The sequence below is a fragment of the Salinibacterium sp. GXW1014 genome (genome assembly GCF_044769865.1).
Taxonomy (GTDB): Bacteria; Actinomycetota; Actinomycetes; order Actinomycetales; family Microbacteriaceae; genus Homoserinimonas.
This window is the reverse complement of record NZ_JBIZWA010000002.1, coordinates 276623-302094: the sequence shown is the minus strand read 5'-3', so window position 1 is coordinate 302094 and position 25472 is coordinate 276623. Positions and strand designations below refer to the sequence as shown.

At 66.4% G+C, this 25472-nt stretch carries 19 protein-coding genes, 1 tRNA gene, 1 other RNA gene and 1 pseudogene; 11 read left to right on the top strand and 11 right to left on the bottom strand.

What is annotated here, in order from left to right:
- Nucleotides 1-20: 20 nt before the first annotated feature.
- A pseudogene (locus tag ACIQK7_RS11230) lies at nucleotides 21-389 on the bottom strand (protein kinase); the annotation flags it as partial.
- Between the two features lie 145 nt (nucleotides 390-534).
- Between ACIQK7_RS11230 and ACIQK7_RS11225 the strand changes: the two are divergent.
- Nucleotides 535-1251: a DUF4191 domain-containing protein gene (locus ACIQK7_RS11225; RefSeq protein ID WP_403024755.1), complete on the top strand. Its 717-nt coding sequence runs from the start codon at nucleotides 535-537 to the stop codon at nucleotides 1249-1251.
- 59 nt (nucleotides 1252-1310) lie between these two features.
- Here ACIQK7_RS11225 and ACIQK7_RS11220 read toward each other — a convergent pair whose 3' ends face one another.
- A complete protein-coding gene (locus tag ACIQK7_RS11220) occupies nucleotides 1311-1724 on the bottom strand; it encodes an RDD family protein (protein WP_403024752.1) in 414 nt (137 codons plus the stop codon).
- A gap of 137 nt (nucleotides 1725-1861) precedes the next feature.
- Here ACIQK7_RS11220 and glnA (ACIQK7_RS11215) point away from each other — a divergent pair, with 137 nt between their 5' ends.
- Nucleotides 1862-3286, top strand: coding sequence for a type I glutamate--ammonia ligase (glnA, locus tag ACIQK7_RS11215; RefSeq protein WP_403024749.1), 1425 nt, complete (start codon nucleotides 1862-1864; stop codon nucleotides 3284-3286).
- A gap of 66 nt (nucleotides 3287-3352) precedes the next feature.
- On the opposite strand, the gene ACIQK7_RS11210 is transcribed toward glnA (ACIQK7_RS11215), so the two are convergent.
- Together ACIQK7_RS11210 and glnA (ACIQK7_RS11205) are read right to left on the bottom strand one after the other, a co-directional pair.
- Nucleotides 3353-6301: a bifunctional [glutamine synthetase] adenylyltransferase/[glutamine synthetase]-adenylyl-L-tyrosine phosphorylase gene (locus ACIQK7_RS11210; RefSeq protein ID WP_403024746.1), complete on the bottom strand. Its 2949-nt coding sequence runs from the start codon at nucleotides 6299-6301 to the stop codon at nucleotides 3353-3355.
- Between the two features lie 8 nt (nucleotides 6302-6309).
- Nucleotides 6310-7647 carry a type I glutamate--ammonia ligase gene (gene glnA, locus ACIQK7_RS11205; protein WP_325208773.1) on the bottom strand — a complete coding sequence of 446 codons (1338 nt, stop codon included), beginning with the start codon at nucleotides 7645-7647 and terminating at the stop codon, nucleotides 6310-6312.
- Between the two features lie 69 nt (nucleotides 7648-7716).
- Here glnA (ACIQK7_RS11205) and ACIQK7_RS11200 point away from each other — a divergent pair, with 69 nt between their 5' ends.
- Genes ACIQK7_RS11200 through gdhA form a run of 3 tightly spaced genes read left to right on the top strand, consistent with a single transcriptional unit; the run spans nucleotide 7717 to nucleotide 11698 of the window.
- A complete protein-coding gene (locus tag ACIQK7_RS11200; protein ID WP_403024743.1) occupies nucleotides 7717-9453 on the top strand; it encodes an NAD+ synthase in 1737 nt (578 codons plus the stop codon).
- Between the two features lie 25 nt (nucleotides 9454-9478).
- Nucleotides 9479-10312: a 3-methyl-2-oxobutanoate hydroxymethyltransferase gene (panB, locus tag ACIQK7_RS11195; RefSeq protein ID WP_403024740.1), complete on the top strand. Its 834-nt coding sequence runs from the start codon at nucleotides 9479-9481 to the stop codon at nucleotides 10310-10312.
- 36 nt (nucleotides 10313-10348) lie between these two features.
- Entirely contained in the window at nucleotides 10349-11698 is a 1350-nt protein-coding gene (gdhA, locus tag ACIQK7_RS11190) for an NADP-specific glutamate dehydrogenase (protein ID WP_403024738.1), read from the top strand.
- A gap of 27 nt (nucleotides 11699-11725) precedes the next feature.
- Here the strand turns inward: gdhA and ACIQK7_RS11185 are convergent, their stop codons facing one another.
- On the bottom strand, nucleotides 11726-11899 hold the full coding sequence (locus ACIQK7_RS11185; protein ID WP_403024735.1) for an SPOR domain-containing protein: 174 nt from the start codon (nucleotides 11897-11899) through the stop codon (nucleotides 11726-11728).
- A 33-nt stretch (nucleotides 11900-11932) separates the two neighbouring features.
- Here ACIQK7_RS11185 and map point away from each other — a divergent pair, with 33 nt between their 5' ends.
- Complete coding sequence (gene map, locus ACIQK7_RS11180; protein ID WP_403024732.1) at nucleotides 11933-12811, top strand: type I methionyl aminopeptidase; 879 nt, start codon at nucleotides 11933-11935, stop codon at nucleotides 12809-12811.
- A complete protein-coding gene (gene ppgK / locus ACIQK7_RS11175; RefSeq protein WP_403024729.1) occupies nucleotides 12811-13566 on the top strand; it encodes a polyphosphate--glucose phosphotransferase in 756 nt (251 codons plus the stop codon). Before map ends, ppgK begins: the two co-directional genes overlap by 1 nt.
- Nucleotides 13567-13591: 25 nt before the next feature.
- Here the strand turns inward: ppgK and rnpB are convergent.
- From rnpB to ACIQK7_RS11145, 6 genes are all read right to left on the bottom strand, one after another.
- Nucleotides 13592-13967: RNase P RNA component class A (rnpB, locus tag ACIQK7_RS11170), an RNA gene on the bottom strand.
- A gap of 59 nt (nucleotides 13968-14026) precedes the next feature.
- Nucleotides 14027-14767, bottom strand: coding sequence for a zinc ribbon domain-containing protein (locus ACIQK7_RS11165; RefSeq protein ID WP_403024726.1), 741 nt, complete (start codon nucleotides 14765-14767; stop codon nucleotides 14027-14029).
- 32 nt (nucleotides 14768-14799) lie between these two features.
- Nucleotides 14800-15618, bottom strand: coding sequence for a Nif3-like dinuclear metal center hexameric protein (locus ACIQK7_RS11160; protein WP_403024723.1), 819 nt, complete (start codon nucleotides 15616-15618; stop codon nucleotides 14800-14802).
- Nucleotides 15619-15646: 28 nt separating this feature from the next.
- A complete protein-coding gene (locus ACIQK7_RS11155; RefSeq protein WP_403024720.1) occupies nucleotides 15647-18655 on the bottom strand; it encodes a cytosine permease in 3009 nt (1002 codons plus the stop codon).
- Nucleotides 18656-18717: 62 nt separating this feature from the next.
- Nucleotides 18718-18790 (bottom strand) — tRNA-Val (locus ACIQK7_RS11150).
- A gap of 51 nt (nucleotides 18791-18841) precedes the next feature.
- A complete protein-coding gene (locus tag ACIQK7_RS11145) occupies nucleotides 18842-19303 on the bottom strand; it encodes a peroxiredoxin (RefSeq protein ID WP_403024718.1) in 462 nt (153 codons plus the stop codon).
- 186 nt (nucleotides 19304-19489) lie between these two features.
- Between ACIQK7_RS11145 and aceE the strand changes: the two genes are divergently transcribed.
- The 4 genes from aceE to ACIQK7_RS11125 all read left to right on the top strand — a co-directional run bounded on the left by aceE (nucleotide 19490) and on the right by ACIQK7_RS11125 (nucleotide 25448).
- Entirely contained in the window at nucleotides 19490-22216 is a 2727-nt protein-coding gene (aceE, locus tag ACIQK7_RS11140) for a pyruvate dehydrogenase (acetyl-transferring), homodimeric type (RefSeq protein WP_403024716.1), read from the top strand.
- Nucleotides 22217-22231: 15 nt separating this feature from the next.
- Complete coding sequence (locus tag ACIQK7_RS11135; protein WP_325208785.1) at nucleotides 22232-23440, top strand: helix-turn-helix domain-containing protein; 1209 nt, start codon at nucleotides 22232-22234, stop codon at nucleotides 23438-23440.
- 89 nt (nucleotides 23441-23529) lie between these two features.
- The gene (locus ACIQK7_RS11130) at nucleotides 23530-24447 is read left to right on the top strand and encodes an ACP S-malonyltransferase (RefSeq protein WP_403024714.1); all 918 of its coding nucleotides are present in this window, start codon (nucleotides 23530-23532) and stop codon (nucleotides 24445-24447) included.
- Entirely contained in the window at nucleotides 24444-25448 is a 1005-nt protein-coding gene (locus tag ACIQK7_RS11125) for a beta-ketoacyl-ACP synthase III (RefSeq protein ID WP_403024712.1), read from the top strand. Before ACIQK7_RS11130 ends, ACIQK7_RS11125 begins: the two co-directional genes overlap by 4 nt.
- Nucleotides 25449-25472 lie beyond the last annotated feature (24 nt).

Here is a 25472-nt window from a genome sequence, read left to right as displayed (position 1 = left end):
CCGTGCGTGACGCCGGCCGCGTGCATCGAATCGACCGCCCGGGCCAGTGGCACCAGAAGGGTGACCAACTCGCCGCGACCGAGCGTGGCACGACTGGCGAGCAGGCGGGTCAGACCTCCGGGGTCAAGAAGCCTGAGCACGACGCACTGTCGCGTGCCCTCAGCCGCAGCATCGACCACTCCGACGATGTGGGGCGAGGCCATGCGCGTGAGTGCTGTGAGTTCCCGATCGACCGTTTCTGACGCCGTGTCCTCCCGGTAGACCTTGATGGCCACGAGGCCTGTGTCTTCGCGCGCGTTCGCTATGGCAGATTCGCCCGTATCCCTCGGAGTTTCGGCTCGTCCGAGCCATACCTCGCTGCGCTCGCCTGCTCCGAGCCTTCTGACCACCCGATACCCACCGATGATTCCCACCTCGAAATCGTGCAGCCGCCAGCAGCGGGAGTCGGTGATCGGTGACTGGCCTGTGGAACGGCCACGCGAGCTGCGCTTCGGGAGGAGTCTGGAACCGCGCGGCAGGCCCTATCCTTGAACCATGGCACGACGCAGCGACAAGGCACCCAAGGCGCCCAAGGAACCAGGCCGCATCAAGCAGATGTACCAGGTCTTCACCATGACCAAGCGGCACGATCCGCGGTCGGTCTGGTGGATGCTGCTCGGCTTCGTCCTCCCGTTGGTTGCGGTGGTGACGGCAGGCATCCTGATCTCCGGCACCAACGTGTTCGGTCTCGTGCTGTGGAGCATATCGGGCCTGCTCGCGGGCACGCTCGTGTTCCTCATCGTCCTGAGTCGGCGCGCTGAGAAGGCCGCGTACTCGCAGATCGAGGGCCAGCCCGGTGCTGTCGGTGCCGTGCTGAAGAGTTCGCTCCGTCGCGGCTGGACCGCGAGCGAGATGCCGGTCGCGGTCAGCCCCCGCACGCAGGACGCCGTCTACCGTGCCGTGGGGCGCGGCGGGGTCGCCCTTATCGGTGAGGGGCCAAAGTCACGCACGACTCGGATGCTGGATGACGAGCGCCGCAAGGTCGCCCGTGTGCTGCCCAACGTGCCCATCAACATCATCCACGTGGGCCCGGATGAGGACTCGGTTCCGCTCCACCGCATCGCCCGCACGCTCGGTGGATACAAGAAGCAGCTGTCGAAGGCAGAGGTCTACGCCGTCAACAACCGCATCACGTCGCTGACGACCAAGACCGGCATGCCCATCCCGAAGGGCATCGACCCCATGCGCGTGCGCGCTCCGCGGCCGCGCTAGCAGACCCTGCGAAGGCGTCTCGAACGCTGGCTCCCAGCTGGCGTACGAAACGATCCCCGTTAGACCCGCACGAGTACAGTGCCGGCGACCTTGTCGTGGAGCCCGCGCTGGTCGGCGTCCCAGATGAGCGCTGGAACCAGCAGCGCGAGCAGCAGCGTGCGGATGATCGGACGCAGCACGCCGACCCACGTGCCGTTGAGGGTCACCACGCGAAGGCCGAGACACAGGTGCCCGACTCCCCCGGACAGCAACGGGATGAACAAGATTTGCATACCGACGAAGATGAGGGTCGAGGCCCACTGCTCGTTGGGAAAGAATGCGGCCCAGAGAATCGCGGCGATAGCGAAGTCGATTGCCAGCGCGGCGATGCGGCGTCCCGGGCGCGCGACCGAACGTGGACCATGTTCCGGAAGCCTGAGCCGCTGCCCCGGCCAGTCGTTGTTCCCGGTGTTCATGGTGCTCGGTTCAGGCATCCCACAAGCTTAGTTTCACGCGACGCGTAACATTGGCGAAACAATGGGGACACCGCGAAGAAATGCCTTCCCGTTAGCCTCCCCATGGCTGCGCACGCAGCGACCATCGCAAATCCCTCGCCATTGGAGTCCATCGCATGTTCAATGATTCTTCCGAGGTGCTCAAGTACATCAAGGAAAACGACGTCAAGTTCCTTGATATCCGCTTCACCGATCTCCCCGGTGTTCAGCAGCACTTCAACATCCCGGCATCGACCGTCGACGAGGACTTCTTCCGTGACGGCCAGCTCTTCGACGGCTCCTCGATCCGAGGCTTCGCGTCGATTCACGAATCAGACATGCAACTGATCCCCGACGTGAGCACGGCCTACCTGGACCCGTTCCGAGCCGAGAAGACGCTCATCATGGTCTTCGACATCTACAACCCGCGCAACGGCGAAGTGTATGGACGTGACCCGCGCCAGGTCGCCAAGAAGGCCGAGAAGTACCTCGCCTCAACAGGCATCGCCGACACCGCGTTCTTCGCCCCCGAGGCTGAGTTCTACATCTTCGACGACGTGCGCTACGAGACGAAGCAGAACGCAAGCTTCTTCAGCGTCGACTCGGAGGAGGGCGCCTGGAACACGGGTCGCGAGGAGGCCGGCGGCAACCTCGGTAACAAGACGCCGTACAAGGGCGGCTACTTCCCCGTGAGCCCCGTCGACAAGCAGGCTGACCTGCGCGATGACATCAGCCTCAAGCTCATTGATGCGGGTCTCATCCTCGAGCGTGCGCACCACGAGGTCGGCACCGGTGGCCAGGCGGAGATCAACTACCGTTTCGACACCATGGTGCACGCGGCAGACGACATCCTGAAGTTCAAGTACATCGTCAAGAACACGGCGAACGAGTGGGGCAAGACCGCGACCTTCATGCCCAAGCCGCTCTTCGGAGACAACGGCTCCGGCATGCACACCCACCAGTCGCTCTGGAACGAGGGCAAGCCGCTCTTCTACGATGAGGCCGGCTATGGCGGGCTCAGCGACACCGCACGCTGGTACATCGGTGGCCTGCTCAAGCACGCACCCGCGGTGCTCGCGTTCACGAACCCCACGCTGAACTCGTATCGCCGCCTCGTGCCCGGCTTCGAGGCACCCGTCAACCTCGTCTACTCGGCGGGCAACCGCTCGGCTGCCATCCGCATCCCGATCACGGGAACCAACCCCAAGGCGAAGCGCATCGAGTTCCGGGCACCGGATGCCTCGAGCAACCCGTACCTCGCCTTCGCGGCACAGCTGATGGCTGGCCTCGACGGAATCAAGAACCGCATCGAGCCGCTCGACCCGGTCGACAAGGACCTCTACGAGCTCCCGCCCGAGGAGGCCAAGAACATCCCGCAGGTGCCGGCGAACCTCGCTGAGGCGCTGGACGCGCTCGAGCAGGACCACGACTTCCTGACGCAGGGCAACGTCTTCACGAAGGACCTCATCGAGACCTGGATCGCGTACAAGCGGGAGAAGGAGATCCTCCCCGCCGCGATGCGCCCGACCCCGATCGAGTACGAGCTGTACTACGGAGTCTGATCGCAGGAGCGAATGAGAAGGGCCGCGGAACTCAGCTCCGCGGCCCTTTCTCATGCACCGGCAGCGTCAGCCGGTCGACGGCTGATAGGACTTCGACACACCATAGAAGCGCCGCTCAAACACCGTGCGCGCGTGCCTCGTCGAGCGCATGTAGTGCTCCTCGAGCAATGTCGCTGAGCCTGCCGGGTATCCGAGGAGGCGCGCGATGCCCTCAAGCTGCTCGCGGTCGGTGGGGATCACATCGGAGGTCTTGCCGGACCACAGCGTGATGGCCGAGCGGATGCGTGACGCGAGTATCCAGGCCTCACGAAGCGTTTCCGCCTCCCGCTCGGGCACGAATCCGAGTTCGGCTGCCGCGGAAAGGGCCCGAAGTGTCGACGAGGTGCGAAGTTCCGGGTGCTCGTGCGCATGCTGCAGCTGGATGAGCTGCACGAACCACTCGACATCGCTCAACGAACCACGACCGAGCTTGAGGTGCCGCGATGGGTCGGCCGCCTGGGGAAGGCGCTCGGACTCGACCCGGGCCTTGATGCGTTTCACCTCCCTGACATCGGTCTCGGCGATCGCCTCGGGATAGCGGACCGAGTCGGCCAGTTCCTCGAAGTCGGCGAGCAGTTGGGCGTCGCCCGCCACTCCGCGAGCCCGCAGGAGGGCCTGCGCCTCCCATGTGAGGGACCAACGCTCGTAGTAGGCGCGATAGGAGTCGAGTGAGCGCGCGATCGGGCCGTTGCGTCCCTCCGGTCTCAAGTTCGCGTCGAGGTCGAAGGGCAGCCGGAGATCCTCCGTCATGGCGACAATGTCGGAGACGATGCGCTCGGCCGTCCGCTGCGCGTGGTGAGGCTCTGCGGTCGTGGGTCGATAGACATACATGACGTCGGCGTCCGAACCGAAACCGAGCTCAGCGCCTCCATAGCGGCCCATGGCGATGATGGCGAACTCCAGCCCGTCATCGGCACGACGCACCGCCGCGAGCACCCCCCGCAGCAGGGCCGTGTTGATGTCGGAGAGCGCCGTGCCCAGCTCCTCGATGCCCACAACGCCCAGGATCGCTCCCAGGGCGACCCTCAGCACTTCCCGCCTTCGGATGGCACGGAGGGCGGCGACAGCCGTCTTCGGCTCGCTGTGGCGGCGCAGGATGGCCGTGGACTCCTCATCCAGTAGGGTTGCGGGCCTCGGTCGCAGGTCGTCGTCGCTCTCGAGCCACGCGGCCGACTCAGGCATCCGTTCAAGCAGGCCGCCGACGAAGCGGGAACCACTCAGGGCCGCCGTGAGTCGCTTGGCAGCGCCCGAGGAGTCCCGCAGCATCCGCAGGTACCAGTACGACTCCCCCAGCTCGTCGCTGAGCCGGCGGAACGCGAGCAGGCCGTAGTCGGGGTCTGTCCCTTCGGCGAACCACTGGAGCATCACCGGCAGCAGGTTCTTCTGGATCTGCGCACGCCGGGAGACGCCCGCCGTCATGGCGGCGATATGTGCGAGCGCTCCGCGGGTGTCGATGAAGCCAATCGCGGCGAGACGCGCCTCAGCCTGGCCACTCGTGAGCGCCAGCTCCTCTTCGGGAAGCGCCGCAACCGCAGACAGGAGAGGTCGGTAGAAGAGCTTCTCGTGAAGGGTGCGCACGGTCGACTTGCGCGCCGCCCATTGCTCCGTGATGCCCTCCGCCGTCGCTGCGAGGCCAGAGGCACGTGCCAGCACCCGGAGTGCGTCCCGGTCACGCGGCATGAGGTGGGTACGGGTCAGACGGCTGAGCTGGAGCCGGTGCTCGAGCACCCGCAGGAACTGGTAGTCGTGCGCAAACTCGGCCGCCTCGGCGCGACCGATGTAGCCCTGTTCGGCGAGGGCATCCAAAGCATCCAGGCTCGCGCGCTGGCGCACGAGCTCATCAGCGCTGCCGTGGACGAGCTGGAGCAGCTGCACCGTGAACTCGATGTCACGGATCCCGCCCGGCCCGAGCTTCAGCTGGATGTCGACCTCTTCAGCGGGGATGTGCTCGGTGACGCGCTCGCGCATCCGCTGCACACCCTGCACGAAACCGTCCCGCGAGGAGCTCCGCCAGACGAAGGGGCGGATTGCCTCCTCGTAGCGCTCACCAAGGTCTCGGTCGCCAGCGATATGGCGCGACTTGAGGAGCGCCTGGAACTCCCAGTTCTGCGCCCATCGCTCGTAGTAGGCAACGTGGGATTCCAGCGTGCGGACGAGCGCGCCGTCCTTGCCTTCCGGTCGCAGATTCGCATCGACCTCCCAGAGCGAAGGCTCGGTTGCGAGGTCGCTGATGCCCTTCATAGTTGCGATCGCGAGCCGCGTGCCGATGTCAATCGCGAGGCCCGTCGTGATCGACTCCGATCCCTCGACCACGAAGATCACGTCGACGTCACTGACGTAGTTGAGTTCGCGCGCTCCCGCCTTGCCCATGCCGATCACCGCGAGTCGCGTGCCTGCCACGTCATCTGCCGGGTACGGCACGTCGCGTCGCGCGACGGTGAGCGAGGCATCCAGGGCGGCCGAGGCGAGGTCGGCCAGCGCCGCCGTCACCTCCGAGACGCCGACGAGCGGATTCGGTAGCTCAAGGTCATAGGCGGCGAGGGCGGCGAGATGGCGCCGGTAACGCACGCGGAGGGCGTTCCACCCGGCCTCGCCGTTCAGCTCAGCGACCGCCTCCTGCAGGTCGGCACGATACTGCTCGGCGCTCCACGGCGATATGAGCGGATGCGACAAGGTCGCCAGCTCCGCTGGGTGCCGCCGGAAGAACTCGCCAAGGGCGGGCGACGCCCCGAGCAGGCGGATGAGGCGGCGTGCAGCACCCTCCTCCGCGAGGAGCGCATCGGTCTCGGCAGGAGCTCGGTCACGAAGTTCCAGGAGAAGACGGAGTGCTTCGTCGGGATCTGCTGCAAGCGAGAACGCGCCGAACAGCGCCGTCGCGCGATCCCGACCGAGCGCATCCAGGGACTCCCTCGCCTGGCCGAGACGCGCGAAACCGAGGCGCGCGAGCTCGGTCAGGGACGTCTGGTCGCGGGCCATGGGCGGGCCTAGAGCATCTCCAGGTTCCGGTTGAGCTCATAGGGCGTGACCTGGGAGCGGTACTCGCGCCACTCCTGCCGCTTGTTGCGCAGCACGAAGTTAAACACCTGCTCTCCGAGGGTCTCGGCGACGAGCTCGGAGTCCTCCATGAGCGACACGGCGTGGTCGAGGCTGGCCGGAAGTGCGTTGTAGCCGAGCGCCCGGCGCTCAGAGTCGGTCATCTGCCAGACGTTGTCCTCGGCCTCCGGCTGGAGCTCGTACTCCCCCTCGATGCCCTTGAGGCCCGCGGCCAGCATGAGCGAGAACGACAGGTACGGGTTCGACGCCGAGTCGATGCCGCGGTACTCGACGCGCGCGCTCTGGCCCTTGTTGGGCTTGTACAGGGGAACGCGCACGAGGGCGGAGCGGTTGTTGTGTCCCCACGTGATGAAGCTCGGTGCCTCGTCGCCGCCCCAGAGTCGCTTGTAGGAGTTGACGAACTGATTCGTGACCGCCGTGATCTCGGGGGCGTGCTTCAGAAGGCCGGCAATGAACTGACGGCCGGTCTTGGAGAGCTGGTACTGCGCGCCTGCCTCGTAGAAGGCGTTCGTGTCGCCCTCGAAAAGGGACATGTGGGTGTGCATTCCGGAACCGGGGTGCTCGGAGAAGGGCTTCGGCATGAAGGTCGCGTAGACGCCCTGCTCGATCGCGACCTCCTTGATCACGGTGCGGAAGGTCATGATGTTGTCCGCGGTCGTGAGGGCGTCGGCGTAGCGCAGGTCGATCTCGTTCTGCCCCGGACCGGCCTCGTGGTGACTGAACTCGACCGAGATACCGAGGTCTTCGAGCATCCGCACGGAACGGCGCCTGAAGTCGTGGGCCGTGCCACCCGGCACATTGTCGAAGTACCCGGCAGAGTCGACCGGCTGGGGCCCCTCGGTGCCGAACTTGGAACTCTTGAGCAGGTAGAACTCGATCTCAGGGTGCGTGTAGAAGGTGAAGCCGGCATCCGCGGCCTTCTCCAGCGTGCGCTTGAGCACGTTGCGGGGATCCGCGATGGCCGGCTGGCCGTCAGGCGTCATGATGTCGCAGAACATGCGCGCCGTCGGATCGATCTCGCCGCGCCACGGGAGGATCTGGAACGTCGCCGGGTCGGGATGAGCGAGCACGTCGGCCTCATAGGAGCGGGTCAGGCCTTCGATCGCGGAACCATCGAAGCCGAGGCCCTCCGCGAACGCACCCTCCACCTCAGCCGGTGCGATGGCAACGGACTTCAGCGTGCCAACGACGTCGGTGAACCAGAGGCGGATGAACTTGATGCCACGCTCTTCGATGGTACGAAGGACGAAGTCCCGCTGCTTGTCCATGTGCTCCTCGTGGTCTCGACCGATTCTCGCCCCTGACCGGGGCGAAGATGCGCTATTAGGCTACTGGCTATGGGACGAATCCGCTTGGCACTCGCGCAGACAAATCCGGTGCTGGGCGACCTCGAAGGCAACTGCACGCAGGTGCTCGAGGCCGCTCGACGAGCAGCAGCCCAAGGGGCCGAGCTGCTGATCACAGGCGAGATGGCACTCTCGGGCTACCCGATTGAGGACCTCGCGTCCCGTCCGAGCTTCCTCACCGCCGCCGTGGATGCGGTCAATGTGCTCGCGAAGCGCCTCCAGGATGAGGGCCTCGGCGAGCTCGTCGTCATTGTGGGACACCCGGATGGCCCTCACGAGCCGCGCCTCCTCGGCACGAGCAACGCGCCCACGGCAATCGCGAAGAACTCGGCCAGCGTGCTCCACCACGGACACGTCAAGGCCACCTACTCGAAGCACCACCTGCCCAACTACTCGGTCTTCGACGAGTACCGCATCTTCATCCCCGGAGATGAGTTGCTCGTCGTGCGTGTGAATGACGTCGACGTCGCTGTTGTGATCTGCGAGGACCTCTGGAGGGATGGCGGACCTGTCGCGCGGGTACTTGAGGCGGATGCCGGTGTGCTGGCGGTGCTCAACGGCTCGCCCTTCGAACGTGACAAGGACGAGGTGCGGCTGCCTCTCGTCACGCGCCGGGCCGTCGAGACCGACACGATCGTCGCCTACGTGAACCTCGTCGGCGGCCAGGACGACCTCGTGTTCGACGGCGACAGCGTCGTGGTCGACGGAAGCGGCACGATCCTGGCCCGGGCGCCCCAGTTCCAGGAGCACCTGCTGGTCGTCGATGTCGACGCCGCCAGCGCTACCGATACGCCCTTGCCTCCCGAGGTGCACCGGATCGAGCTCACGGCTTCCGCACGCGCAAAGCCCGAGCTCAGCCGGGATGTCGCGGAGCTTCCCGATGACCGCGAACAGCTGTGGAACGCCCTCGTCCTCGGGCTTCGCGACTACGTCAGGAAGAACGGTTTTCGCAGCGTTGTCCTGGGCCTCTCGGGAGGGATCGACTCGGCCGTGTGCGCGGCGCTCGCCGTCGATGCGATCGGTGCCGATTCCGTCTATGGGGTGTCAATGCCAAGCAGGTACTCCTCCGAGCATTCGCGTTCCGACGCCGACGACTTCGCCGAGCGCACGGGAGTGCACTTCGAAACGCAGCCAATTGCGGGACTCGTCGCACCGTTCGAGGAGCAGCTCGGCCTCACAGGGGTCGCGGCCGAGAACCTCCAGGCACGCGTGCGCGCCGTGATCCTCATGGGCCTCTCAAACATGCAGGGCCACCTGGTGCTCACGACGGGCAACAAGACCGAACTCGCAGTGGGCTACTCGACCATGTACGGAGACTCGGTCGGCGGCTTCGCGCCCATCAAGGATGTGCCGAAGCTGCTCGTCTGGGAGCTCGCCGCGTGGCGCAACGAATTTGCGGCATCACGGGGCGAGGTGCCGCCCATCCCCGAAAACTCAATCACCAAGCCGCCCTCCGCTGAGCTCAAGCCGGGTCAGGTGGACGAGGATTCCCTCCCGCCCTACGAGATCCTCGATCCGCTGATCGATGCCTATGTGACACGCAAGCTCGGCGCTGCCGACGTCGTTGCCCTCGGTTTCGACCCAGCTATCGTTGACGAGGTCACCACGCTCGTCGACCGTTCGGAGTGGAAGCGACGGCAGGGCGCGATCGGCCCGAAGATCTCGGGGATGGCCTTCGGTCGCGACCGACGTCTCCCCGTCACCTATCGCCCGAGTCGGGCGGAGTGACGGAGCGCCGTCATAGAGTGGCCCCATGAGTGAAACCAGCGATGCTTCCACCCCCGCTCCCGTCAAGCGCGTGCGCACCCGGCACTTCCAGCAGGCGAAGGAACGCGGCATCCGCATCACCGGCTTGACGAGCTATGACTATCTGACTGCACGGATCTTCGACGACGCCGGTGTTGACTTCCTCCTTGTGGGCGACTCAGCAGGCAACACGGTCTTCGGCCACGACACGACCCTGCCGGTCACGATCGACGAACTCCTCCCGCTCACGCGTGCCGTCGCCATCGCAGCCAAGCGAGCGTTCGTCGTCGCTGACCTGCCGTTCGGCTCCTACGAGACCGGGCCCGACGAGGCCTTGCACACCGCGTTCCGCTTCATGAAGGAGACGGGTGCACACGCGGTCAAGCTCGAGGGCGGTGTGCGAAGTGCAGAGCAGATCCGCCGCATCGTCTCGGCAGGCATCCCCGTCATGGCGCACATCGGCTTCACGCCGCAAAGCGAACACGGCCTCGGCGGGCACATGATTCAGGGGCGTGGCGACCAGGTGAAGCAGCTGCTGGAAGATGCTCGCGCGGTGCAGGATGCGGGGGCATTCGCTGTCGTGCTTGAGATGGTTCCCGCGGATTCTGCCGCTCTTGTCACACAAGAACTTCGGATTCCCACAATCGGCGTCGGTGCTGGCCCAGAAGTCGACGGCCAGCTGCTCGTATGGACCGACTGGGCGGGACTCACAAGCGGTCGAATCCCCCGCTTCGTTCGCAAGTATGCTGATCTTCACGGTATTCTCACCGAGGCTGTGACCGCATTCCGATCGGATGTCGAGTCTGGCACCTATCCCGGCCCCGAGCACTCCTACGAATAGTCCGGCGCGGGGAGCCACCGAACCGAGAAAGTTTTCATGCACTCTGCACTAGACCCTGCCCTTGTGGCCGTTTATGACCGCGCTGTCGCCCGCAGCGCCGGCGAGACCGAATTCCATCAGGCCATGCGCGAAGTACTCGAGTCCATCGCGCCGGTGGTTGCAAAGCACCCCGAGTACATCGAGAGCGGTGTCGTCGACCTGCTCGTCGAGCCCGAGCGCCAGATCCTCTTCCGCGTGCCGTGGGTCGCCGACGACGGTCGCGTCCATGTCAACCGCGGATACCGAGTGCAGTACAACTCCGCCCTCGGCCCGTACAAGGGCGGTCTTCGCTTCCACCCGAGCGTCAACCTGAGCATCATCAAGTTCCTCGGCTTCGAGCAGATCTTCAAGAACGCGCTGACCGGCCAGGGCATCGGTGGGGCCAAGGGCGGCGCCGACTTCGACCCGCACGGTCGCTCCGACGCGGAGATCATGCGCTTCTGCCAGAGCTTCATGAGCGAGCTTTATCGCCACCTCGGCGAACACACCGACGTGCCCGCGGGCGACATCGGTGTCGGCTCGCGCGAGATCGGCTACCTGTTCGGCCAGTACCGTCGCCTCACCAACCGGCATGAGTCGGGCATGTTCACCGGCAAGGGCGTGCTGTGGGGCGGCGCCCAGGTGCGTACCGAGGCCACCGGCTACGGCGCCGTCTTCTTCATGGAGGAGATGCTCGCGAAGAAGGGTGAGGCGATCGAGGGTAAGACGGCCCTCGTCTCAGGCTCGGGCAACGTCGCGATCTATGCGATCGAGAAGATCCACCAGCTCGGAGGCCGCGCGATCACCGCTTCGGACTCGAGCGGCTACATCGTCGACGAGCACGGCATCGACCTCGACCTGCTGAAGCAGATCAAGGAGGTCGAACGCGGACGCATCTCGGAGTATGTGGAGCGTAGGCCCGGCGCGCACTTCGTCGCCGATCGACGCGTCTGGGAGGTGCCAGCGGAACTCGCCTTCCCCTCCGCCACCCAGAACGAACTCAATGAGGACGACGCGAAGAACCTGCTCAAGAACGGCGTCATGGCCGTCTCCGAGGGGGCGAACATGCCGACCACTCCGGAGGCCATCGCGCTTCTGCAGGAAGCCGGCGTGCTGTTCGCGCCAGGCAAGGCTGCCAACGCGGGCGGTGTCGCCACCTCAGCCTTGGAGATGAGCCAGAACGCGGCGCGCCAGCGGTGGAACTTCGCCAAGAGCGAGGACCGGCTTCGCACCATCATGAGCGACGTTCACCGTGCCGCGTATGAGGCAGCCGATCGCTACGGCGCTCCTGGAAACTACGTCGTCGGCGCGAACGCGAGCGGCTTCCGCCGGGTCGCAGACGCGATGATCGCGCAGGGGCTCATCTAGAACACAGACAGAGCGGTGGAGGAGGGCTCAGCGCTCGTCGCGGCCCTCTTCCTCCGCCCACCGACGCGAACGTTCCGCGATGATGTCGGGCGCTCGAAGAGCCTCGTCGCGCGTTGAGAACGGCCCCGCGCGATCGATCGCCGGGGACTTCATGCCCTCCTCGACCTCACCGGTTCTCGTGTTGTACCACCACTCGGACATGGCACCTCCCACTGTCGACCTAAGATCGATCCTATGCCCAAGGACTCAAACGGACACCTGATCCCGGGGTCGGTCTCCCCCAGGCGAACTGTTCCCGCCTCAATCACCAAGCCCGAGTATGTCGGCCGTCCCGCGCCCGCGAAGTTCACGGGTGGCGACGTGTATGCCCCCGAGCAGGTTGAGTTGATCCGCGAATCCGGGCGCATCGCGGCATCCGCCATCGAGTACGTGGCCGCGCACATTCGCCCCGGCGTCACCACTGAAGAACTGGACCGCCTGGGCCACGAGTACGTCGTGGAACACGGCGCCTACCCGTCGTGCCTCGGCTACCGCGGCTTCCCGAAATCGGTGTGCACCTCCGTGAACGAGGTGGTGTGCCACGGCATCCCCGATGACACCGTGCTGGACGAGGGCGACATCGTCAATCTCGACATCACGGCGTTCAAGAACGGCTTCCACGGCGACACCAACCGAACCTTCATCGTTGGTAACGCCTCCCAGGAGGTGACGGACCTCGTGAGCCGCACTGAGGAGGCGCTCGCACGCGGCATCAAGGCGGTCGCGCCCGGCAGGCAGGTCAACGTCATCGGCAGGACCATCGAGTCCTATGCACGCCGCTTCGGCTATGGCGTCGTGCGCGACTTCACTGGCCACGGTGTGGGCGCCGCGTTCCACTCCGGACTGATCATCCCCCACTACGATTCCGCGCCAGAATTCGACACCGTCATGGAGGTCGGCATGGTGTTCACGATCGAGCCCATGCTCACGCTCGGCACACACGAGTGGGACATGTGGAGCGACGACTGGACGGTTACGACGAAGGACAAGAGCATCACCGCTCAGTTCGAACACACGATCGTCGTGACAGAGCGAGGCGCCGAGATCCTGACCCTCCCGGCCGAGGGTGCCTGATGTCGGCGGCGATCGGGATCGACATCGGAGGCACGGGAATCAAGGCCGCGCTCGTGGACCTCGACAAGGGTGCACTCATCGGTGACCGCCACAAGGTATCGACGCCCGACGGCGGGGAACCTGACGACGTCGTGCAGGCGGCCGTCGACCTCTTGACCGAGATCGAGGACATCGACGACTCGATGCCGGTCGGCGTCTGCTTCCCCGCTGTTGTGCAGGGCGGTCGCACCATGTCGGCCGCCAACGTCAGCGACGCGTGGATCGGACTCGAGGCTGAGCAGCTCTTCGAAGGGGCGCTCGGTCGCGACATCCACTTCGTCAATGATGCCGATGCCGCAGGGTTCGCTGAGGCGCGCTACGGTGCCGCCAAGGATGTCGCCGGGCTCGTGATCATGACGACACTCGGCACGGGAATCGGCACGGCCCTCATCAACGACGGAGCACTCGTGCCCAACGCCGAGCTGGGTCATCTCGAGATCGACGGAGTCGATTGGGAGACCGTGGCATCCAACTCCGCCCGCGAACGCGAAGAATTGAGCTGGAGTGAGTGGGCGGAGCGCCTGCAACGCTTCTACTCGCAACTGGAACGGTATTTCTCCCCCGAGCGCTTCGTCGTCGGAGGAGGCGTGTCCAAGCACCACGACGAGTTCCTGCCGCTCCTCGACCTGCAGACCGAGATCGTGCCGGCGGCGATGCGCAACAACGCGGGCATCATCGGTGCGGCGGCCCTGGCTGGGCTCCCGAAGGGACGGTGACGCCTCAGCCGCGGCTGCGCTGAGGCGAATGGGCCGGCTGATACGCCGGGTTCTGTTCACACCGTGAGGTGCTGGACGGCCATCTATCTCGGGGCTACGTTGCCGCAGCCCTCCAGCGGTCTACCCGGAAGCTGAGCGAGCAGCCCGTAGCGCTTCCTGTCTGACCTTGCTCCGGACGAGGTTTACCCAGCCAGCCCGATCACTCGGGCCGCTGGTGGTCTCTTACACCACCGTTTCACCCTTACCGCTGGCCGAAGCCAGTGGCGGTCTGCTTTCTGTTGCACTTTCTCGCGGGTTGCCCCGGGTGGGTGTTACCCACCGTCCTGCTCTGTGGAGCCCGGACGTTCCTCGGCGCCGGGCTGCCGAAGCAACCCTGGCGACGCGACCGTCTTGCCGACCCATTCGCTCGCCCAGTCTAACTACGAGCGCGCGCCACGGGCGCCCGCTCCGTCTGCGCTGGCTAGAGACCGGACTCGTCGGTGCGAACGAGGATGGCTTCGGAGTCAGGACACATGATGACGTCGTCCGGAGCCGCCGCCCTGATGCGCGCCATGTCACTCTCCGTGAGGCGCACACCGCTCGCGGACGACACTCCGCCACGAAGGTGCGATGCTCCTGCTCCATAGCGCTCACGCTGGCGCTCGTAGAGCGCGAGGAGTTCATCCGGAATCGTCGCGGCGATCTCCGTGCGGTTCGCCTGCGCATGCTTACGTTCGTTCTCAATGGAGGCGAAGGCGATATCGCGCTCCTCCTCGACCGTGCGGATCTCCTCGAGCACCGCGTCCCGCTGTCGCTTGCTCTCTTCGGCCTGCACCTCAAGACCCTCGAGTCGCTCCATCACGCCGAGTTGGATCTCCTCCAGGTCGTCGCGCCGCCGACGCAGCGATTCGATCTCGTGTTCGAGACCCGCGACATCCTTCGCCGAGGAGGAACCGGCGATCCGCTCCGCGTCGCGCGCCATGCGGGCCTCGACGACGGCAACATCGGACTCGACCCTTCCCAATTCCAGGCGCGCGTCTTCGACGGCGCCCATGTCGGCGAGGAGCTGTTGGCGCAGGCGCTCCGACTCGACCGTCAACTCCGCGAGCCGCGCCAGCTGAGGGATCGTCTTCGTCTGGTGCGCGAGCTGCTGCAGGCGCATGTCGCTGGCCTGCAGCGACAACAGCGCAGCCTGGGATTCGGGTGTCGCCTTGAGCGCCATAGTCACACTTTCTGTAGAGAGGTGGGTCGTGCTCACTGCACGATGCAGAAGTCCCAGGGGTCGGTGCGCAGTTCGCTGACGGTGACCGTCACGCCGGGAAGGGCGTCGCGCAACTGCTCGGCCGCGGTGTCGAGCCAGAGCCACTCCGACGCCCAGTGGGAGACATCGATGAGCGCAGGACCGTGCCCGAGACGCAGTGCCTCGCGCGCTTCCGACGCCGGGTGGTGTCGCAGGTCTGAGGTGATGTAGACATCCGCATCCGTCACCGAGGGATGCCCGAGAAGCGAGTCTCCCGCGCCCGCGCACAGTGCCACACGGGACACGGGGCGTTCATAGTCACCCGCGACGCGGATGCCGGAGGCAGTCGCGGGCAGGATGTCGCCGAGGCTGCGGGCGAGGCGCCCAAGGGTCGTGGGCTGCGGCAGCCGGCCAGTGCGGCCGAGACCACGCGACGCGATCGTCCCGGGGACGATCGGCGCCAGGTCTTCGAGCCCCAGCCGCGAGGCCAGGGCCGCCGAGGTGCCGGATTCGACGACATCCGCATTGGTGTGGGCGGCGATCAGGGCGCAACCACCACGGATGAGCCTCGCCACGACCGCGCCCTTGTAGCGGTCCTCTGCCACTGAGGTGACGCCCCTGAGCAGGAGCGGGTGATGCACGAGGAGCAGGTCGGCGTCGGCGGCAACCGCTTCCTCCGCCGTATCGAGCACGGCGTCAACGGCGAGGTGGATCCGCTCGACCGTGGCACCTGGATCACCTGCGAGGAGCCCCACCGCGTCCCATGACTCGGCGCCCGCTGCAGGCCACAGGGTCTCGACCGCGTGGGTCACCTGATTGACAGAAACTGGCATCCAGTAATTCTATCGACGAGAGCGTCGGTCAACGGCTCGCGCGCTCCTGTGCACGGATGCGAGGGACGCCAGCGACGAGGGGCGCGAGCAGGCCGAGCACAAGCGCGATGATGACGCCGATGTCGCTCACCGCCAGTGCGCTCTCTGCCGTGACGCCGAGGAGCGGCCAGAGGTATCCCTGCCAGTCGAGCCCGGAGACGGCCGCCGAGGTGAAGCCGAAACCGATAGCGGAGGCCAGCAGCAGCATCCCGAGATTGACCCAGTTGACGTCTCCATAGGTGCTGCGCCGACGCATGAGCGCAGCGCCATCGAAGCGCTCGTTGCGAATCATGAGGTCGCAGGCGAAGATTCCGACCCAGGCGGCGACGGGCACGGCAAGCGTGGTCACGGCGTCGACAAGGAGGTCCCGGATGCCGCTGCCTGCCGCGACAAGCGCGAGGCCGGCGGCGGCAGTGGCCGCAGCGATGACAAGCGTGCTCGCGCTCCGCGGCAGCGTCACACCCGCGGCCTGCAGCGAGAACCCGCCGGAGTACACCGTGAGCACGAGCGAACAGATGAGGCCGAGGGAGAGCGCAGCGAGCAGCGGCATGAGCGCCCAGGCCGGCAGCACAGAAGCGAGAGTGCCGAGCGGCTCAGAGGCAAGGTCGTCGAATTGGCCGCCTGATGCCGCAAGCAGCACGCCGTAGCCGAGGAGCAGGAGGGCAGGAATCGCCGCGCCAGCCATCGTGAACGCGATGGATGCTGCGCCGGAGCCACCGGGGCGCTGGTACCGCGCGACCTCCGAACCCGCGTTCGCCCACGCAAGGCCGAGCACGCTGAAGACGAGGACGGAGCCCGTGATGACCTGCGCCCACGACCCGTCGCCCACGAGCAGGGCGGCGCCGATGTCGATGCTCGACGCGGTCAGGGCCACCACGCCGACGATGAGCACGGCGCTGATGAGCCCCAACACGAGTGCGAAGCGCACGAGCAGCGCATAACCGAAGAGGGCAACTAGGGTCGCGATCACGACGGCGGCGCCGAGCGCTGCCAACCCGAGCCACGCGGGTGCGGACCCGCCGCTCGCGAGACGAGTCGTCTCCTGGGCAGCGACGGCGATCACCCAGAGGATGGCACCACCCCAGAAGACGCGGGTGATCACGGCGAGCAGCGCAGGCACAAGGTTGCCCACGACGCCGAATGCGGCCCGGGACACGACCATGGTGGGCTGGCCACTCCACTTGCCCGCGAGGGTCGCGAGGCCGAGCGGGAGGAGCGAGAGGGCGACACCGGCCAGGACGGCGACGAGCGCCTGCCGCACGCTCAGCCCCAAGCCGAAGATGACGGCGCCGACCCCGATGCTTGCGATGGAGGAGTTGACGGCGAACCACTGCCAGAACATCCGAGTCGCGCGGCCCGCACGATACTCCAGGAGCGTCGGCTCGCCATTGTTAGCTTCGAGCGAGAAGGCGCGCTGACGCACGACCGACTCGTCCGCGAGCACCGGAGCGTCGTCGTGGGGCGCCTGCGCTGGCTGTGGCAGGTCGCTCGGGAGCGGAATGGCTGCCGGTGCTTCGACCGCTGTGGGTGCCGGTTCCTGGCTCAGGATGCTCACCCAGTCCGTCTCGTCGACGTGCTGGGAATCTGCGAACTCGTCGTCGAGCAGCCGGCCTTCACCAGTCGACGGCAACGACGGCGCCGCAGCTGGGGCATCCGCGCGGCCCGGAACCATGGTTTCGGAGTCGCTGTCGGCGAAGGGATCATACGGGGCGGTGGGCACGTCTGCGGCGGAAGACGCGAAGGTCGGCTCCTGCATCGGAGGCGACGCGGGCTCGTCCGTGAGGAACGGGATCGTAAACCGGGCAGCGAAACGCTCTCGCGCGCTCTCAATTGCGCTCAGCGCCTCGTTCGTGCCGATAGCGCGGAGTGACCGCTCCCACGTCTCGAACTCCCGAGCGTCCTCGTCCCGGAGCTGCATCTGCACCTCGAGCTCGGCAAGCGCCCCTGCGACACCGATGTTCTCCGTCGTGCGGTTCAGGACTGAGGCGAGGGCGTCATCGTCGAGAGAACGCAGGCGGGGTGGCTCAGGCAGCTGAGAGCCTGGCGGGGGCACTGCCATGCTCCCGGGAGTCGGCGGAGGGGCCGTCTCGAGGAGCGACCCGAACGAACGGCCCGCTGCTTCGCCACCACTCGTTGGTGGCGCGAACGGTGCCGGCGGCTCCACGAGCGGCGGCGGCATGAGGTGCGCAGCCTCGAAGGAGTGCTCAGGTTCAGCGGAGTGCTCAGGCTCCGAGGAGTGCTCAGGCTCAGCGGAGTGCGCAGCCTCAGCGGAGTGCTCAGGCGCGAATGGCGCCGCGTCGATCAGCACAGGAGCCTCCGCACCCGGCTCCGGCTCCGGCTCCGGCTCCGGTTCCGGCTCAACGGCGAGTACTGGTTCAGGATCGGGTGAGGACGAGTCGATGGCCGAGGGGAACGGGTATAGGGCGAGGTCGCGCCACTCCCCCTGGCTCGGTGCATACTGCGGCGGCATTGACACGCGAGAGGACCCCGGCTCGTCAGAAGCGCCGACCGGTGGAACGGATGGCAGAAAGCCCTCGTCAAGGTCTACTGCCTCAGCAACGGCTGGCGGTCCGGTGGCAGTGGGCGTGGCGCTTTCGGTCTGCGCATCAGTGACGAACTCCCCGAGAGCACTCCCTCCAGCAGGCGATTCGACGACCGTCGGCTCCTCAACGGCCGGTTCCGGCCGTGTCTCGTGCATGAACGCCGCAAAGGGATACGGCTGCTGATCTGCGGCGACCTCCTGCGGCAGTTCGACACGCGATTGCGGCTGAGCGTCGTCCATGAGCGCTGCGAATAGGTCAGCCTCGGAGTACGACGCGGTGCGGGCACCGCCGTTGATCACCGGAATTGACGAGGTAACTGCGGCGACTTCCGCAGCGAGGGCGTCGGCCAGGGCATCGTCATCATGACGGTCGAGCTGTGAAGATGAGTCATCCGTGTGCTGCCACGTCGTGCGCCGACGGATCGGCTCTACGTCGGGGCCCCGGGCATCATCCATGGCCAAATACTAGCGATACGGAGCGCATTCGAAGAAGACTCACAGCACACAAGACTTGTATGTGGGCCCTGCCGGGATCGAACCGACGACATCCACGGTGTAAACGTGGCGCTCTACCAGCTGAGCTAAAGGCCCTCACGTCCCTGAGGGACGCGCTCCATAGTACAGGGCTGTGACCCTCAAGCCTTAGCTGACGGCGGCGATGGCCTCACGATAGGCGGTGAGGTCGCGCGCCTCGCCCGGGGCGTTGACGAACTTGGCGGCAATCACGCCATCACGGCCAATCACGAAGGTCGCCCGCGTGGCGATGCCCGGCCCTTCGAGGAACACGCCGTACTTCTGCGCGACCTCACCGTGGGGCCAGAAATCGCCGAGAAGCGTGAAGCTGTAGCCCTCCCGCTCCGCGAACTCGCGCAGTGTCGCCTTGTTGTTGACCGAGATCGCCACGAGCTCGACTCCCGCGTCGTCGAACATGGCCAGGTTGTCGCGCAGCTCGCAGAGCTCGCCCGTGCAGATCCCGGTGAACGCGAGGGGGAAGAAGACGAGCGCGACGGGCTTCGACTCGAGCAGGCGACTGAGTTCGATCGTCTGTCCGAACTGGTCCTCGAGGGAGAATTCCGGGGCGTTCTCGCCGATCTCTGCAGTCATCGATGCCATCCTTGCGTTGGTGCTGATTGGTGGGCGGATGCTCGAAACAGTATCGATCGCTGTTGGAATCATCCAAACCGGCGGCCTTGTCTGTAACTAGGATGGTGAAGCCCGCCCAACGTCGAGTCGAGACCCGGCCGCATGATGCGCGGGACCACAGTCCGCAGAGCTAAGTGAGGCAAGACCGTGACTATTCACGACCAGGACCCGTACTCGGTGAACCACATCGACGCGGACCCCGAAGAGACAGCCGAGTGGCAGGAATCCCTGGACGGGGTCGTCGCCGGACAGGGTCGCGGCCGCGGCCGCGAGATCATGCTGAGCCTGCTCAAGCGCTCGAAGGAACTGCAGCTCGGGGTGCCCATGGTGCCCACGACGGACTACATCAACACGATCGCTGCCGAGAATGAACCTGAGTTCCCGGGCGATGAGGACATCGAGCGCCGCTACCGCGCGTGGATCCGCTGGAATGCCGCCATCACCGTGCACCGCGCCCAGCGCCCCGACATCTCGGTCGGCGGGCACATTTCGACCTACGCATCCTCGGCATCCCTCTATGAGGTCGGCCACAACCACTTCTTCCGCGGACAGGACCACCCCGGCGGCGGAGACCAGATCTTCTACCAGGGTCACGCCTCCCCCGGTATGTATGCCCGCTCCTTCCTCGAGGGACGTCTCGGCGAGGAGCAGCTCGACAGCTTCCGGCAGGAGAAGTCCCGCGCACCCTACGGGCTCTCGTCCTATCCGCACCCGCGCCTCATGCCGAACTACTGGCAGTTCCCCACCGTCTCGATGGGTCTCGGCCCGATCAACGCGATCTACCAGGCGCAGACGAACCGTTACCTGACCAACCGCGGCATCAAGGATCTCTCGGACTCGCAGGTCTGGGCCTTCCTCGGCGATGGCGAGATGGACGAGGTGGAGTCACGCGGCGCACTGCAGCTCGCGGCGAACGACGGGCTCGACAACCTCAACTTCGTCATCAACTGCAACCTCCAGCGCCTGGACGGACCGGTACGCGGCAACGGCAAGATCATCCAGGAGCTTGAAAGCTTCTTCCGCGGTGCTGGCTGGAACGTCATCAAGGTCGTGTGGGGCCGCGAATGGGACGACCTCCTTGCCCGCGACCACGACGGCGCGCTCGTCAATCTCATGAACGTGACGCCGGATGGCGACTACCAGACCTACAAGGCGGAGGACGGCGCCTACGTGCGCGAGCACTTCTTCGGCCGCGACCCGCGCACCCTCGAGCTCGTCAAGGACTACACCGACGAGCAGGTCTGGGGCCTCAAGCGTGGTGGCCACGACTATCGCAAGGTCTACGCGGCCTTCAAGGCGGCATCCGAGCACAAGGGCCAGCCGACCGTCATCCTCGCCCACACCATCAAGGGCTACGGCCTCGGCAAGTCCTTCGAGGGTCGCAACGCGACGCACCAGATGAAGAAGCTCACGCTGGCCGACCTCAAGCAGTTCCGCGACGAGATGCGCGTGCCGATCTCGGATGCCCAGCTTGAGGAGGACCCGTACCGCCCGCCGTTCTACCACCCTGGGGAGCGCGACGAGGCAATCGAGTACATGCACGAGCGCCGGCGCACACTCGGCGGCTACCTGCCGGAGCGTCGTTCGCGCTACACGCAGGTGTCGGTGCCGGATGCCTCGACCTACGACGTCGTGCGCAAGGGTTCCGGCAAGCAGGAGATCGCCACCACCATGGCGTTCGCCCGCCTGCTGAAGGACCTCCTCCGCTCGAAGGACTTCGGTGCTCGAATCGTGCCGATCATCCCCGACGAGGCGCGCACCTTCGGTATGGATGCCTACTTCCCGACTGCGAAGATCTACAACCCCAACGGGATGCACTACACTTCGGTCGACCGGGAGCTGCTGCTCGCCTACAAGGAGAGCGTGCAGGGCCAGATCCTCCACACCGGCATCAACGAGGCCGGGGCCTTCGCCGCCTTCACGGGCGTCGGAACCTCCTATGCGACGCACGGCGAGCCGCTCATCCCTGTCTACGTCTTCTACTCGATGTTCGGATTCCAGCGCACAGGCGACGCGATGTGGGCGGCCGGCGACCAGATGGCACGCGGCTTCATCATCGGCGCGACTGCCGGTCGCACGACGCTGACGGGAGAGGGCCTCCAGCACGCTGACGGGCACTCGCCCCTGCTCGCATCGACGAACCCCGCTGTCATCACCTACGACCCCGCGTGGGGCTACGAGCTGGGGCACATCGTCAAGGCTGGCATCGAGCGGATGTACGGGGGCGAGCACCCGGACCCCAACGTCATGTACTACCTCACGGTGTACAACGAGCCGCTTCCCCAGCCCGCCGAGCCCGAGAACCTCGACGTCGATGGCCTGCTGAAGGGCATCTACCGCCTCAAGGCGAGCGAGGCATCCGGCCCCAAGGCACAACTGCTCGCCTCGGGCGTCTCGGTGCCGTGGGCACTCGAGGCGCAGGAGCTCCTCGCGAACGACTGGGGCGTCTCGGCCGATGTGTGGTCGGTCACCTCGTGGACCGAGCTTCGACGGGAGGGCCTCGAGGCCGACGAGCACAACTTCATGAACCCGGGCGGCGAGCAGCGGGTCCCCTATGTCACGCAGAAGCTGCAGGACAGCGAGGGGCCGTTCATCGCGGCGACGGACTTCATGCACGCCGTTCCCGACCAGATCCGCCAGTTCGTGCCGGGCGACTATGCAACGCTCGGTGCTGACGGATTCGGCTTCTCCGATACGCGTGCCGCGGCGCGTCGCTACTTCAAGATCGACGGACCGTCGATTGTCGTGCGCACACTGCAGTCGCTCGCGGCTCGCGGCGCCGTGGATGCCTCGCTGCCCGCACAGGCGATCGAGCGTTACAAGTTGCACGACGTCACGGCGGGCACGACCGGCAACGCCGGCGGAGAGAGCTAGGTGATCCGGTAACCGATGGCCGCACCCCGCACAAAGGCGCAGACACTCGCCTGGCTCAAGACCATGTCGGGCGAACTCGCGACAGCGACGCTCAAGCGACTCGAAGACACCCTCCCCTGGTACGGAGACATGCCCCCTGGGCGGCGCTCCGCCGTGGGAATGGTGGCGCAGAACGGCATCACATCGTTCATCCACTGGTATGACGACCCCACGTCGACACCATGGATCGCGGCCGATGTCTTCGGTGCCGCTCCTCGGGAACTGTTGCGCTCCGTCAGCCTCACGCAGACCCTGCAGCTCATCAAGGTGACCGTCGAGGTCGTCGAGGAGCGCATCAAGGGACGTGACGAATCACTCGCTGAGGCGATCCTCCTCTACTCGCGTGAGATCGCCTTCGCCGCCGCGGACGTCTATGCCAGGGCTGCCGAGGCTCGCGGCCTGTGGGATGCGCGCCTCGAGGCACTCGTCGTCGACTCGATCCTCAGTGGCGAGTATGACGACGAGCTGCCCAGCCGCATCGCGGCACTCGGGTGGCACGGTCACGGAGAGGTGTCGGTGCTCGTCGGCACCGCCCCCAAGATGCTCGATGTCGACATGCTGCGCCGCACGGCGCGTCACCTCGACGCCGACGTGCTCATCGGTGTGCAGGGCAGCCGTCTCGTGCTCGTCATCGGCCGGGCTACGCCGTCTTCCGAAGAGCCCGAGGAAGCGGCATCCGAGAACCGCATCTCCTTCCTCGACATTGCTCGTGCCCTCGAGCCAGGCTTCGGCGAGGGCTACCTCATCCTCGGCCACGAGGTGCCCTCGCTCGTCGAGGCGTCACGGAGCGCGAAGGCGGCGCTCGCCGGTTTCGCGGTCGCACGCTCGTGGCGGAATGCCCCGCGTCCCGCCCTGGCCGATGACCTGCTGCCCGAGCGCGCCCTCGCGGGCGACCCCCTCGCGCGATCGACCCTGATCAATCGCATCTACAAGCCGCTGCAGGCCCACTCGACCGAGCTGCTCGGCACGCTCTGGTGCTACCTCGACAACGGGCGTTCACTCGAGGCGACCGCCCGCGAGCTCTTCGTGCACCCGAACACCGTGCGATACCGGTTGAAGCGCGTCTCCGAGGTGATCGGATGGGATGCCACGGGTGCGCGCGAGTCCCTCATCCTGCAGGCGGCACTCATAGTCGGATCCATCGCGGAGACCGAGCACCTCCCCCGTCGACGCCCGCACCACTGACACGAGGACTGACGACACCTCCAAGGGTTTCGCGAAATCTTCGTCGGCTTCCCCACAGCAATCTCGACACGGATAGGGAGACTAGAGAAGTGATCGTCATCATCTGCCCAGGACAGGGCTCCCAGACACCCGGGTTCCTTGCCCCGTGGCTCGCTGAGCCCGCGATGGCGACGCGCCTCGACGAGCTCTCCGCGGCCGCAGGCGTGGACCTCGCCGCGCACGGCACCGTCTCAGACGCCGACACGATTCGCGACACGGCAATCGCCCAACCCCTCATCGTTGCCGCCGGCATCCTGACCCTTGAGGCCCTGCTCGACGGGCGGCGCGACCGCGTGGGCGGCATTGCGGGCCACTCGGTCGGCGAGTTCACCGCCGCTGCCGGCGCAGGCGTGCTGAGCGGCACGGATGCGGTTCGCCTCGTCGCCGCGCGCGGCGCGGCCATGGCTGAGGCGGCCGCCGCCGCACCCACCGGCATGAGCGCCGTTATCGGGGCCGACCAGGACGAGCTGCTCACACGCCTCGACGAGCTCGGACTCGAGCCCGCCAACTTCAATGGGGGCGGCCAGATCGTCGTCGCCGGGGAGCTCGACGCACTCGAACGCCTCAAGAGCGAACCTCCCGCTGGGGCCCGCGTCATTCCCCTCCAGGTCGCGGGAGCGTTCCACACCCGTCACATGGCCCCCGCCGTGGACCGCCTTCGCAACGCCGCCAGCAACGTCACCGCCAGCGACCCCTCGCTTGCGCTGTGGACCAACCGTGACGGCTCGCAGGTGAGCGACGGCGCCACATTCGTGGACCTCCTCGTCGGGCAGGTCTCCTCGCCCGTACGCTGGGATCTCACGATGGAATCATTCGCAGCGCAGGGCGTGACTGGCCTCATCGAGGTGGCCCCCGCGGGCGCCCTCGTCGGGCTCGCCAAGCGCGCGCTCCGCGGCGTGCCGACCGTCGCCATCAAGACCCCGGACGACCTCGCAGCAGCACACGATCTCATCGATGGGAAGTCATGACCGCCCCCACACTCACCCAGTCCACCGGCGCGCAGTACACGCGCATCTACAGCTATGGCGCCTCCCGCGGAGACCTGGTCGTTCCGAACCAGGACCTCGTCGGGCCGATCGACTCGAGCGATGAGTGGATCCAGCAGCGCACGGGCATCATCACTCGCACCCGCGCATCCGTCGGCATCCTGGCTGTCGACATGGCGACGGATGCCGCGCGCGAAGCGATCGAGAAGTCGGGCGTTGCCCCCGAACAGATCGACCTCGTCATCGTCGCGACGATCAGCAACGTGCAGCAGACGCCGTCGATCGCCGCGGTCGTCGCCGACAGGGTGGGCGCGAACCCCGCCGCCGCCTACGACGCCAATGCAGCCTGCGCCGGGTTCAGCTACGCCGTCACGCAGGCGGATGCGCTCATCCGCAGCGGTGGCGCCCACTACGCCCTCGTGATCGGTGCCGAGAAGCTCTCGGATGTCGTCGACCCCACCGACCGTTCCATTTCCTTCCTACTGGGCGATGGCGCCGGCGCCGTCGTGATCGGGCCGAGCGAGTTCCCTGGCATCGCCGCGCCGGTGTGGGGCTCGGATGGTTCCAAGGCCGCCGCGGTGGGCATGAACGCGACGCTCGTCGACTACCGCGATGGCGACGCCGCCTGGCCGACCCTGCGACAGGAGGGCCAGACGGTCTTCCGCTGGGCCGTCTGGGACATGGCGAAGGTCGCGAAGCGTGCCATCGAGGCCGCCGGCATCACTCCGGATGACCTCTCGGCGTTCATCCCCCACCAGGCCAACATGCGCATCATCGATGAGTTCGCGAAGCAGCTGAAGCTCCCCGAGACCGTCGTCATCGCGCGAGACATCGCGACGACCGGCAACACCTCTGCCGCCTCGATTCCGCTCGCGACCCACCGCCTCCTTCAGGAGCATCCCGAACTGAGCGGCGGACTCGCCCTCCAGATCGGCTTCGGCGCTGGGCTCGTCTTCGGCGCCCAGGTCATCGTTCTGCCCTAAACTTGCCCACGGTCATACGACACC

Excerpts from the sequence above, each read along its gene's own strand:
- gdhA (WP_403024738.1), top strand. The coding sequence starts at position 10,349 with ATGCACTCTGCACTAGACCCTGCCCTTGTGGCCGTTTATGACCGCGCT.
- ACIQK7_RS11135 (WP_325208785.1), top strand. The coding sequence starts at position 22,232 with ATGGCCGCACCCCGCACAAAGGCGCAGACACTCGCCTGGCTCAAGACC.
- ACIQK7_RS11185 (WP_403024735.1), bottom strand. The coding sequence starts at position 11,899 with ATGTCCGAGTGGTGGTACAACACGAGAACCGGTGAGGTCGAGGAGGGC.
- panB (WP_403024740.1), top strand. The coding sequence starts at position 9,479 with ATGAGTGAAACCAGCGATGCTTCCACCCCCGCTCCCGTCAAGCGCGTG.
- ACIQK7_RS11210 (WP_403024746.1), bottom strand. The coding sequence starts at position 6,301 with ATGGCCCGCGACCAGACGTCCCTGACCGAGCTCGCGCGCCTCGGTTTC.
- ACIQK7_RS11165 (WP_403024726.1), bottom strand. The coding sequence starts at position 14,767 with ATGGCGCTCAAGGCGACACCCGAATCCCAGGCTGCGCTGTTGTCGCTG.
- ppgK (WP_403024729.1), top strand. The coding sequence starts at position 12,811 with ATGTCGGCGGCGATCGGGATCGACATCGGAGGCACGGGAATCAAGGCC.
- glnA (WP_325208773.1), bottom strand. The coding sequence starts at position 7,647 with ATGGACAAGCAGCGGGACTTCGTCCTTCGTACCATCGAAGAGCGTGGC.
- ACIQK7_RS11220 (WP_403024752.1), bottom strand. The coding sequence starts at position 1,724 with ATGCCTGAACCGAGCACCATGAACACCGGGAACAACGACTGGCCGGGG.
- ACIQK7_RS11225 (WP_403024755.1), top strand. The coding sequence starts at position 535 with ATGGCACGACGCAGCGACAAGGCACCCAAGGCGCCCAAGGAACCAGGC.
- ACIQK7_RS11125 (WP_403024712.1), top strand. The coding sequence starts at position 24,444 with ATGACCGCCCCCACACTCACCCAGTCCACCGGCGCGCAGTACACGCGC.
- glnA (WP_403024749.1), top strand. The coding sequence starts at position 1,862 with ATGTTCAATGATTCTTCCGAGGTGCTCAAGTACATCAAGGAAAACGAC.
- ACIQK7_RS11145 (WP_403024718.1), bottom strand. The coding sequence starts at position 19,303 with ATGACTGCAGAGATCGGCGAGAACGCCCCGGAATTCTCCCTCGAGGAC.
- ACIQK7_RS11200 (WP_403024743.1), top strand. The coding sequence starts at position 7,717 with ATGGGACGAATCCGCTTGGCACTCGCGCAGACAAATCCGGTGCTGGGC.
- ACIQK7_RS11155 (WP_403024720.1), bottom strand. The coding sequence starts at position 18,655 with ATGGATGATGCCCGGGGCCCCGACGTAGAGCCGATCCGTCGGCGCACG.
- ACIQK7_RS11160 (WP_403024723.1), bottom strand. The coding sequence starts at position 15,618 with ATGCCAGTTTCTGTCAATCAGGTGACCCACGCGGTCGAGACCCTGTGG.
- map (WP_403024732.1), top strand. The coding sequence starts at position 11,933 with ATGCCCAAGGACTCAAACGGACACCTGATCCCGGGGTCGGTCTCCCCC.